We start from the raw sequence: 10,115 nt of genomic DNA on the forward strand, positions 1-10,115 counted from the left end.
TGCTGTATGAGACTGAAATGCACGATTTCTTATGACGGACATTTGTTTAACGGTTATCAGGTTCAGCCGGGCAAAAGAACGGTTCAGGATGAACTGGAGAAGGCTTTGGCTGTCCTGCATAAGTCAAAAGACAGAATTCCGGTCGTTTCGTCTGGAAGAACAGACAGCGGGGTTCACGCAGCCGGACAGGTGATTCATTTTGACACTCCGCTGTCTATCCCGGCTGAGAGATGGCCATATGCCTTAAATGCACTGCTTCCGGACGATATCGCAGTCAAACAGGCAGAAATTGCGGATGATGGGTTCCATGCACGATTTAGCGCAGTCAAAAAAGAATATCGCTACTTTGTATACACGGAGAAACACCCGGACGTATTTAAACGGCATTACGCTTACCATTTTTCATATCGCCTTAATGTGCAGGACATGAGAGAAGCGGCAAAGCATCTTATAGGGACACATGATTTTACGAGCTTTTGCGCGGCTAAAACAGAAGTGCAGGACAAGGTAAGAACGATATACGAACTTGATTGGACTGAGACGGCTGACGGCCTGCAAATGCGGATCACAGGCAGCGGTTTCTTATATAATATGGTCAGAATTATTGCGGGTACTTTGCTTGATGTAGGTATTGGAAAAATTTCTCCCGATAAGGTGAAATCCATGCTGGAAGCGAAGGATCGCGAAGCGGCAGGGCGCACAGCGCCGGGGCACGGGCTATATTTATGGAACGTTTACTATGACAACTAAACCAGGTGTATAATATTTTCTTGACAGAGTCTGCATAAAGTTATAAGATATCATATGGTATGTATTTCAACCCCACGATAAGCCCCGGAACTTATTGTGTTGTGAAATAGAACGTAATCGAAGTTTATTGAAAATGACAGATCATTTAGGAGGGAAATTCAATGCGTACAACACCTATGGCTAACGCAAGTACTATTGAACGCAAGTGGTTAGTTGTTGATGCTGCTGGCAAGACTTTAGGTCGTCTTTCTTCAGAAGTTGCAGCTATCCTTCGCGGAAAACACAAACCAACTTACACACCACACGTTGATACTGGAGATCATGTGATCATCATCAACGCTGAAAAAATCGAGTTAACTGGTAAAAAGTTAACTGACAAAATCTACTACCGTCACACTCAACATCCAGGCGGATTAAAATCAAGAACTGCTCTTGAAATGCGTACAAACTACCCTGAGAAAATGCTTGAGCTTGCTATCAAAGGCATGCTTCCAAAAGGTTCTCTAGGTCGTCAAATGTTCAAAAAATTGAACGTATACCGTGGTTCTGAGCATCCACACGAAGCACAAAAACCTGAAGTTTACGAACTTCGCGGTTAATTAAAAAGGAGGTTACCAATTTGGCACAGGTTCAATATTACGGTACTGGCCGTCGTAAAAGCTCTGTAGCGCGTGTGCGTTTAGTTCCAGGAGAAGGCCGTATCGTCGTTAATAATCGTGAAATCAGCGAACATATCCCATCTGCAGCTTTAATCGAAGATATCAAACAACCATTAACTTTGACTGAAACAGCTGGCACTTATGATGTTTTAGTAAACGTACATGGAGGCGGCCTATCTGGTCAAGCTGGAGCAATCCGTCACGGTATCGCTCGTGCTTTGCTTGAAGCAGATCCAGAATACCGTACAACTCTTAAACGTGCAGGTCTTCTGACTCGTGACGCTCGTATGAAAGAACGTAAAAAATACGGTCTTAAAGGCGCTCGTCGTGCACCTCAGTTCTCTAAACGTTAATTTTACGTTTTCAAAAAGCTCTCGACCTTGGGTTGGGAGCTTTTTTCTTTCAATAAAACGTGGCAGCCCGCATAAAAATAACAACTGAACGGACGCTTGACGGGGTTAAACAAATTGTTTGTTTATAAACGGTCTCACTGTAAAAATCATGATAGCTTTCATTTTTATTCAATTGGAAGTTCGGTCAATGTTTATTATCGTTATGTCGACAGCCCAGCTCCATTTAACCACTGTATTTCATCCGTTAAAGTTCACTGCTGATTAACCCGGAGAAACAATAGCTCTCATTGCTAATGGCTTTATGTAACGAAGTAAAAGTAAATCTGATGATATAAATCACATATCTCCTTTGTGATTTTTTTGCGTTTTTATGAACTTTTTTCTAAATATGCAAAGGGAAAGCGATATCAATCTAGAAATATTTGTTATACTCTATACATTAAAGTAAGGAGAAGATTCATGAATGCGTTAGTAGCTCATAATAGCAAAGCCTGGGATAAAAAAGTAGAAACAGGCAATGAATGGACTGTTGCTGTTGAGCAGCAGGTTATCGAACAAGCAAAAAAAGGCAATTGGGATATAAGGGTAACACCAATGAAAGATGTACCGAAGGATTGGTTTCCGCCTGTCAAAGGTCTGAAAGTACTCTGTTTAGCATCAGGCGGCGGCCAGCAGGGTCCAGTTTTGGCAGCCGCAGGCGCGGATGTCACCGTACTAGATAACTCAGAAAAACAGCTGAATCAGGATAGAATGATTGCTGAGCGAGATGGTCTGACGATACACACTGTCAAAGGAAGCATGGACGATTTAAGTGTATTTAATGATGAATCATTTGATGTCATTGTACATCCTGTTGCCAATGTTTTTGTTGAGAATGTCCTCCCGGTATGGAAGGAAGCGTACCGTGTGTTGAAAAGGAACGGCATTCTAATCTCGGGTTTTGTCAATCCTGTTGTATTTCTGTTTGATACAGAATTAGAACAGCAAGGTGTTTTAAAAGTAAAACACTCCATTCCATACGCTGACCCAGAAGATCTTCCGAAACATAAAGTGAAAAAACTGATCGAAAATAATGAGGCTCTGGAATTCGGCCATTCCTTAGAAGACCAAATCAAAGGCCAGATTGATGCCGGTTTTATCGTTACTGGTTTTTATGAAGATAAAGGCGGGTTTGTATTAGACCAATATATCCATACATATTCTGCAACAAGAAGCGTGAAAGTATGAAAAGCAGCGACCTGTTAGAGGGGCTGCTTTTTTCATAACCAATTACAGAACATTTGTTCCTCACCCTGCAGAAAGCTGATTTTTTATCAATGTTACACCTTCATTTGGGCGAATTTCCAACCGAATTCGGGCATTGTTTCATCATCCAAACCTCAAAATAATTGGTAAAAGGAGAGTGAATTTATATGGCAGAAGTACTGTCTTTTATGGATGTGAAACGCCAAAAGGATTTTGAATTAGAAAAGAACTTGCTCAAAGAACTCTCTCTGAGACAAATTATCCAGTCTGTTAAGGATTGTTTGGAACCATTATTTCCATTTTTACATGATGAACGAGATATTATTACTGAAGGCTGTATTGATTTTGCGATTGAAGCTTATTTGTTAGGCGGGCGTTTTGGGATATTCGGCTATTACGGAGAATCCATGCAGAGTATCAGTGCCCGCTCTGCAAGAGAAGAAGAAGAGCTACGTATGGAGTTTTTTGATTATCTCTATAATTGGATACACGAGCAATACGCAACATTTGATAAAAACACTGTTTATGAAGCGGCACGCAAGTTCATTAAAGATTGGTGGACAGCAGGGTTTGTTCAAAGAGAAAAACAGTGTAAGCTTCGCATGCGGTAATCATATTTCCCGGCCCTGTCCCATAGTTATGTAATAACGGACAAGCGGGAGGGGAAGGGATGAGGAAAAAGCTTAAATGGCTCAGTTTTTTGCTAGGCTTCATCATATTACTATTTCTGTTCAAGTATCAGTTCAGCAATAACGACTCTTGGAAGCCGTGGAGCCTGCCCTTGAGCGGTAAAATCATTTATCTAGATCCAGGTCATGGCGGGCCTGACGGCGGAGCAGTCGGCGGAAAGCTGTTAGAGAAGGATGTTACCCTGGAAGTGGCCTTTAGAGTCAGGGATTATCTTCAAGAACAAGGAGCGCTTGTTATCATGACCAGAGAAAGTGATACTGATCTCGCTCCAGAAGGAACAAAAGGCTATAGCCGACGAAAAGCTGAGGATCTAAGACAACGAGTCAAATTAATAAACCATTCAGAGGCGGAGCTCTATATCAGCATTCATCTTAATGCGATTCCGTCACAAAAATGGAGCGGAGCCCAAAGCTTTTATTACGGGAAATATGCGGAAAATGAGAAAGTCGCAAAATACATTCAGGATGAGCTGAGAAGAAATCTGGAAAACACAACCCGGAAAGCAAAGCGGATTCATGGTATCTACTTAATGCAAAACGTCACCAAACCGGGGGCGCTTATAGAAGTCGGATTTTTATCCAATCCAAGTGAAGCAACGTTGCTCGGTAAACCGAAATATCAAGACAAGGTGGCATCTTCCATATATAAAGGCATTTTGCGATATTTCACAGAAAAAGGAGACCCTCCGGAGTAATGGAGGGTTTTCTTGTGGTTCTAAGCATAAGACACCCGCCATTTATGTATGATATAATAATAATTGTAAACGAATACACAAAAGGGTGAGGTTCGATGATAAGAGAAGATGAAGTAAGAAAACTAGTCGGAGAAATGCGCGAACCTTTTCTTCAAAGACCTCTGGGAGAATTGGATGCCGTTAAGGAAATTAAAATAAAGCCTGAAAAACGGCATATCAGTGTAAAAGTCGCTCTTGCAAAAACAGGAACTGCAGAACAAATGCAGATTCAGCAAGAGATCGTAAACGTATTAAAAGGGGCAGGAGCTGAGACAGTCGGCCTTCGATTTGAAGAGCTGCCTGAAGAAACGGTTGCTAAATTCCGGGCGCCGTCAGCTGAGAAAAAAACATTATTAAATATGGATAACCCGCCAGTCTTTCTTGCTGTAGCAAGTGGAAAAGGCGGCGTAGGCAAGTCAACTGTGTCAGTAAACCTAGCTATTTCTCTGGCTCGTCTAGGGAAAAAGGTTGGTTTAATTGATGCGGATATTTATGGGTTCAGTGTGCCGGACATGATGGGTATCACTGTGCGTCCAACAATTGAAGGAGAGAAACTTCTTCCTGTTGAACGCTTTGGAGTAAAGGTCATGTCAATGGGCTTTTTCGTAGAAGAAAATGCCCCGGTCGTATGGAGAGGGCCGATGCTCGGCAAAATGCTGAATAACTTTTTCCATGAAGTAGAGTGGGGAGAAGTAGACTATATCGTTCTTGATCTTCCGCCTGGTACAGGGGACGTTGCTCTCGATGTACATACAATGCTTCCGAGCTGCAAAGAAATTATCGTATCTACGCCACATCCGACAGCTGCTTTTGTCGCAGCCAGAGCGGGCTCTATGGCGATTAAAACCGATCATGAGGTCGTGGGTGTCATAGAGAACATGGCTTATTATGAAAGTGCAAAGACAGGGGAAAGAGAATATGTGTTTGGAAAAGGCGGAGGAGATAAACTGGCTGAGGAACTAAACGTGCCTTTGCTCGGCAGAATCCCATTGAAACAGCCCGATTGGGATAAGGACCAATTTGCTCCGTCTGTTTATGACGAAAATCATCCAATCGGAGAAATATATCAGGACATCGCAAAAAAAATAGATGCAAAAATGTCAGTGCAGGTATAAAAGGTGAACCGGGATTCCAGATCCCGGCTTTCCCTTTATTCACTTTCTTTTGCTGTGTCTTTTGCTGCTTTTTTCAGCTCATCTTCGAACTGCTTTTTGTAAAGCGGACTAGAAAGTGTTTCGTTAATAACCTCTTCTAAATAACTGCGGAATTCTTGGCTTTTTGCCAGCTGGCTGTACTTTTTATCCATGCCGGGATCCTGCATAACGCTCATCAGCATCTTCTGGTAATCTGGATCCTTCATCAGCTTTTTAATCACTTTTTCATGCTCTGTTTGAAGAGTTTTGGCAAATCCCTCAGCAAAATCAGTGTCTTCAAAGATGTTTTTCCAAAATTCTTCACCTTTTTTTGATGTGAGTGTTTTTTCTATTGTTCCTTTAATTGCATCTTGGTCAATTACCAGCGCTTCATTCATGGCATCATCATTTAATAATTCCTTAATAGCTTTCTTTCCATCATCAGTTTTTAATATATCAACAACCATTTTTTTGGTCTGATCATAGTCCATATCCGCTGCTTGGTCTTTTGGAGCGCAAGCTGTTACAGATAATAACAAAAAACAGCTCATCAATAGCGTTTTGGCTTTTGACATGCTTAAGCTCCTTTCACATACTTGTCTTACCTTTAATATGATTCATCTGTTTGGAATTATACATAACAAAATATCGCTGTTCGCGATTTTTGAGGGGATGAATAAAGAAATGAAAAGCCGTGGTTTAGTTCGTTTTTTCTTTTCTATTTTAGCTGTCGGGGCGCTTATCACGAGTATTGTGGGTTTTGCTTTAAAATGGGGAGAATATAGAGGGCTGTTTCTTACATTTGAAGCGGGGCAGATTTTCTCTGTTTTATTTTGGTTTATCGGTGTAGGCATGATTTTCAGTGTGATCAGCCAAATGGGTTTTTTCGTGTTTTTAACAGTTCATCGGTTTGCGCTTGAGATATTAAGGTCCTCCTCTTTGTGGAATTTGCTGCAGTTGTTTTTCATCCTGTTTGTTGCTTTTGATTTAATGTACGTGCGTTTTTTATTTTTTGGAGAGAGCGGAGAATCGCTGGCTGGCTATGCGTGGTTACCGGTGTTTTTATTGATCTTTGGAGTGATTACAGCTTATATAAAGCAAAAGCAGTCCTCTAAGAAAACATTTGTGTCATCGTTATTTTTGATGGTTGTGATTACCGCATTAGAATGGTTCCCTGCATTAAGAGTAAATGATGAGGACTGGCTTTATTTAATGCTTTTTCCGTTAATGGCATGTAATGCCTTCCAATTGCTGATGCTGCCGAAGTTTGCAGCAAAGTAATTACTTTACCTCTGCGGATTTGGCATCAGAATTTGCGATGAGATCACCCACGGTTACATTTTTTAATCCTTTTTCTTTCAGCTGATGGATGATATCAGGCAATGCTTCTTCTGTTTGTTTTGCAGAATCGGAGGCATGTAAAAGAATAATGTCTCCACCGGAAACTTGCTTGGTCACATTGTCGATGATTTTTTCAACTCCGGGATTTGTCCAGTCTTGAGAGTTCACACTGTAATGAACGACTGTATAATTGTATTGCTTTGCGACCTTTAGAACATTCTTATTGAATTGGCCGGTAGGGGGTCTTAATAGCTGTATGTCTTTGACCCCTAACTTTTCAAAGGCTGTTTGCGCACGGTTCATGTCCTTTTTTATTTCGCTGCTCTCTAAATTGGCATAGTTTTTATAAGCGTAGCCCATGCTCCCGATTTGATGGCCGTCCTTTACGATACGGGCCACTGTGTCGGGATGGCGTTCTGCCCAAGAAGCGGACAGGAAAAACGTTGCGTTTTTAATCCCGTGTGCTTTCAGAGTATTAAGTATCGGTTCTGCTCTCTCATCACCCCAGCTGATATCGAAAGTAAGTGCAATATCTTTAGAGTCTGTTTCTCCTTTATAAATGGCTTTAGGTCCAGTGTCAGTTGAAAACACGGGAAGCGGGACAGCTCTTTGGATATAAAAAAAGCTGGCAGCTGCAAATGCGGCGATAAGTATAATAATTAATTGTTTTACCCGTTTAATGTGCCACACATAGAAGTGATTCACTGATGATGCCTCCTTATCTTGTCCATCATTCTTGTTTTACATCTTATGAGCATGGACAATTGAATATAACCGATAAAATGTCTCTTCACATACAGCCTAAATTGGGTGTTGACCTTTTGATAATATCCGTGATATATTATTATTCGTCGCTGATAAACAGCTGACATCAACTAAAAGCTTCATTAAGTACTTTGAAAAAAGTTGTTGACTTAAAAGAAGCTAAATGTTATAGTAATAAAGCTGCTTCGTTAAGCAGCGGTAATGATCTTTGAAAACTAAACAAGACAAAACGTACCTGTTGATTCATTTTTTTATAAATCGCACAGCGATGTGCGTAGTCAGTCAAACTACTTTATCGGAGAGTTTGATCCTGGCTCAGGACGAACGCTGGCGGCGTGCCTAATACATGCAAGTCGAGCGGACAGATGGGAGCTTGCTCCCTGATGTTAGCGGCGGACGGGTGAGTAACACGTGGGTAACCTGCCTGTAAGACTGGGATAACTCCGGGAAACCGGGGCTAATACCGGATGGTTGTTTGAACCGCATGGTTCAAACATAAAAGGTGGCTTCGGCTACCACTTACAGATGGACCCGCGGCGCATTAGCTAGTTGGTGAGGTAACGGCTCACCAAGGCAACGATGCGTAGCCGACCTGAGAGGGTGATCGGCCACACTGGGACTGAGACACGGCCCAGACTCCTACGGGAGGCAGCAGTAGGGAATCTTCCGCAATGGACGAAAGTCTGACGGAGCAACGCCGCGTGAGTGATGAAGGTTTTCGGATCGTAAAGCTCTGTTGTTAGGGAAGAACAAGTACCGTTCGAATAGGGCGGTACCTTGACGGTACCTAACCAGAAAGCCACGGCTAACTACGTGCCAGCAGCCGCGGTAATACGTAGGTGGCAAGCGTTGTCCGGAATTATTGGGCGTAAAGGGCTCGCAGGCGGTTTCTTAAGTCTGATGTGAAAGCCCCCGGCTCAACCGGGGAGGGTCATTGGAAACTGGGGAACTTGAGTGCAGAAGAGGAGAGTGGAATTCCACGTGTAGCGGTGAAATGCGTAGAGATGTGGAGGAACACCAGTGGCGAAGGCGACTCTCTGGTCTGTAACTGACGCTGAGGAGCGAAAGCGTGGGGAGCGAACAGGATTAGATACCCTGGTAGTCCACGCCGTAAACGATGAGTGCTAAGTGTTAGGGGGTTTCCGCCCCTTAGTGCTGCAGCTAACGCATTAAGCACTCCGCCTGGGGAGTACGGTCGCAAGACTGAAACTCAAAGGAATTGACGGGGGCCCGCACAAGCGGTGGAGCATGTGGTTTAATTCGAAGCAACGCGAAGAACCTTACCAGGTCTTGACATCCTCTGACAATCCTAGAGATAGGACGTCCCCTTCGGGGGCAGAGTGACAGGTGGTGCATGGTTGTCGTCAGCTCGTGTCGTGAGATGTTGGGTTAAGTCCCGCAACGAGCGCAACCCTTGATCTTAGTTGCCAGCATTCAGTTGGGCACTCTAAGGTGACTGCCGGTGACAAACCGGAGGAAGGTGGGGATGACGTCAAATCATCATGCCCCTTATGACCTGGGCTACACACGTGCTACAATGGACAGAACAAAGGGCAGCGAAACCGCGAGGTTAAGCCAATCCCACAAATCTGTTCTCAGTTCGGATCGCAGTCTGCAACTCGACTGCGTGAAGCTGGAATCGCTAGTAATCGCGGATCAGCATGCCGCGGTGAATACGTTCCCGGGCCTTGTACACACCGCCCGTCACACCACGAGAGTTTGTAACACCCGAAGTCGGTGAGGTAACCTTTTAGGAGCCAGCCGCCGAAGGTGGGACAGATGATTGGGGTGAAGTCGTAACAAGGTAGCCGTATCGGAAGGTGCGGCTGGATCACCTCCTTTCTAAGGATATTATACGGAATATAAGACCTTGGGTCTTATAAACAGAACGTTCCCTGTCTTGTTTAGTTTTGAAGGATCATTCCTTCGAAACGTGTTCTTTGAAAACTAGATAACAGTAGACATCACATTCAATTAGTAACACAAGATATCACATAGTGATTCTTTTTAACGGTTAAGTTAGAAAGGGCGCACGGTGGATGCCTTGGCACTAGGAGCCGATGAAGGACGGGACGAACACCGATATGCTTCGGGGAGCTGTAAGCAAGCTTTGATCCGGAGATTTCCGAATGGGGAAACCCACCACTCGTAATGGAGTGGTATCCATATCTGAATTCATAGGATATGAGAAGGCAGACCCGGGGAACTGAAACATCTAAGTACCCGGAGGAAGAGAAAGCAAATGCGATTCCCTGAGTAGCGGCGAGCGAAACGGGATCAGCCCAAACCAAGAGGCTTGCCTCTTGGGGTTGTAGGACACTCTGTACGGAGTTACAAAAGAACGAGGTAGATGAAGAGGTCTGGAAAGGCCCGCCATAGGAGGTAACAGCCCTGTAGTCAAAACTTCGTTCTCTCCTGAGTGGATCCTGAGTACGGCGGAACACGT

10 protein-coding genes and 2 rRNA genes (1 of these 12 running past the window's edge) are annotated in these 10,115 nt (G+C 43.6%); 10 read left to right on the forward strand and 2 right to left on the reverse strand.

The annotated features are described in order from the left end of the window. Window positions 1–6: 6 nt before the first annotated feature. The 7 genes from truA (at window position 7) to salA (ending at window position 5,545) form a co-directional block, all read left to right on the forward strand. Window positions 7–750: a tRNA pseudouridine(38-40) synthase TruA gene (gene truA / locus NSQ16_RS00890; protein ID WP_327837676.1), complete on the forward strand. Its 744-nt coding sequence runs from the start codon at window positions 7–9 to the stop codon at window positions 748–750. Between the two features lie 161 nt (window positions 751–911). Then, window positions 912–1,349: a 50S ribosomal protein L13 gene (gene rplM / locus NSQ16_RS00895; protein ID WP_003241966.1), complete on the forward strand. Its 438-nt coding sequence runs from the start codon at window positions 912–914 to the stop codon at window positions 1,347–1,349. Between the two features lie 20 nt (window positions 1,350–1,369). Then, window positions 1,370–1,762, forward strand: coding sequence for a 30S ribosomal protein S9 (gene rpsI, locus NSQ16_RS00900; RefSeq protein WP_004399691.1), 393 nt, complete (start codon window positions 1,370–1,372; stop codon window positions 1,760–1,762). 459 nt (window positions 1,763–2,221) lie between these two features. Then, complete coding sequence (locus tag NSQ16_RS00905) at window positions 2,222–2,989, forward strand: class I SAM-dependent methyltransferase (protein WP_305091187.1); 768 nt, start codon at window positions 2,222–2,224, stop codon at window positions 2,987–2,989. A 185-nt stretch (window positions 2,990–3,174) separates the two neighbouring features. After that, a complete protein-coding gene (locus NSQ16_RS00910; protein WP_003235118.1) occupies window positions 3,175–3,618 on the forward strand; it encodes a YbaK family protein in 444 nt (147 codons plus the stop codon). 59 nt (window positions 3,619–3,677) lie between these two features. Next, on the forward strand, window positions 3,678–4,391 hold the full coding sequence (gene cwlD, locus NSQ16_RS00915) for an N-acetylmuramoyl-L-alanine amidase CwlD (RefSeq protein WP_004399672.1): 714 nt from the start codon (window positions 3,678–3,680) through the stop codon (window positions 4,389–4,391). 95 nt (window positions 4,392–4,486) lie between these two features. Continuing rightward, window positions 4,487–5,545: an iron-sulfur carrier protein/transcriptional regulator SalA gene (salA, locus tag NSQ16_RS00920; protein WP_003235124.1), complete on the forward strand. Its 1,059-nt coding sequence runs from the start codon at window positions 4,487–4,489 to the stop codon at window positions 5,543–5,545. Window positions 5,546–5,580: 35 nt separating this feature from the next. On the opposite strand, the gene gerD is transcribed toward salA, so the two are convergent. Then, the gene (gene gerD, locus NSQ16_RS00925; protein ID WP_003235126.1) at window positions 5,581–6,138 is read right to left on the reverse strand and encodes a spore germination lipoprotein GerD; all 558 of its coding nucleotides are present in this window, start codon (window positions 6,136–6,138) and stop codon (window positions 5,581–5,583) included. Between the two features lie 109 nt (window positions 6,139–6,247). Here gerD and kbaA point away from each other — a divergent pair, with 109 nt between their 5' ends. Beyond that, window positions 6,248–6,844 (forward strand): KinB-signaling pathway activation protein, encoded by a 597-nt coding sequence (gene kbaA / locus NSQ16_RS00930; protein ID WP_004399693.1) that lies wholly within the window; start codon window positions 6,248–6,250, stop codon window positions 6,842–6,844. On the opposite strand, the gene pdaB is transcribed toward kbaA, so the two are convergent. Continuing rightward, window positions 6,845–7,609: a polysaccharide deacetylase family sporulation protein PdaB gene (pdaB, locus tag NSQ16_RS00935; RefSeq protein ID WP_327837681.1), complete on the reverse strand. Its 765-nt coding sequence runs from the start codon at window positions 7,607–7,609 to the stop codon at window positions 6,845–6,847. 352 nt (window positions 7,610–7,961) lie between these two features. On the opposite strand from pdaB, the gene NSQ16_RS00940 reads away from it, so the two are divergent. Both NSQ16_RS00940 and NSQ16_RS00945 read left to right on the forward strand, forming a co-directional pair. Beyond that, window positions 7,962–9,511 (forward strand): 16S ribosomal RNA (locus tag NSQ16_RS00940). Between the two features lie 170 nt (window positions 9,512–9,681). Then, window positions 9,682–10,115 (forward strand): 23S ribosomal RNA (locus NSQ16_RS00945) (it continues 2,494 nt past the right edge of the window). The 16S and 23S rRNA genes sit together here, the layout of an rRNA operon.

The sequence above is a fragment of the Bacillus sp. PS108 genome, from assembly GCF_037963335.1.
Lineage (GTDB): Bacteria > Bacillota > Bacilli > Bacillales > Bacillaceae > Bacillus > Bacillus subtilis.

Excerpts from the sequence above, each read along its gene's own strand:
- rplM (WP_003241966.1), top strand. The coding sequence starts at position 912 with ATGCGTACAACACCTATGGCTAACGCAAGTACTATTGAACGCAAGTGG.
- truA (WP_327837676.1), top strand. The coding sequence starts at position 7 with ATGAGACTGAAATGCACGATTTCTTATGACGGACATTTGTTTAACGGT.
- gerD (WP_003235126.1), bottom strand. The coding sequence starts at position 6,138 with ATGTCAAAAGCCAAAACGCTATTGATGAGCTGTTTTTTGTTATTATCT.
- cwlD (WP_004399672.1), top strand. The coding sequence starts at position 3,678 with ATGAGGAAAAAGCTTAAATGGCTCAGTTTTTTGCTAGGCTTCATCATA.
- NSQ16_RS00910 (WP_003235118.1), top strand. The coding sequence starts at position 3,175 with ATGGCAGAAGTACTGTCTTTTATGGATGTGAAACGCCAAAAGGATTTT.
- salA (WP_003235124.1), top strand. The coding sequence starts at position 4,487 with ATGATAAGAGAAGATGAAGTAAGAAAACTAGTCGGAGAAATGCGCGAA.
- NSQ16_RS00905 (WP_305091187.1), top strand. The coding sequence starts at position 2,222 with ATGAATGCGTTAGTAGCTCATAATAGCAAAGCCTGGGATAAAAAAGTA.
- kbaA (WP_004399693.1), top strand. The coding sequence starts at position 6,248 with ATGAAAAGCCGTGGTTTAGTTCGTTTTTTCTTTTCTATTTTAGCTGTC.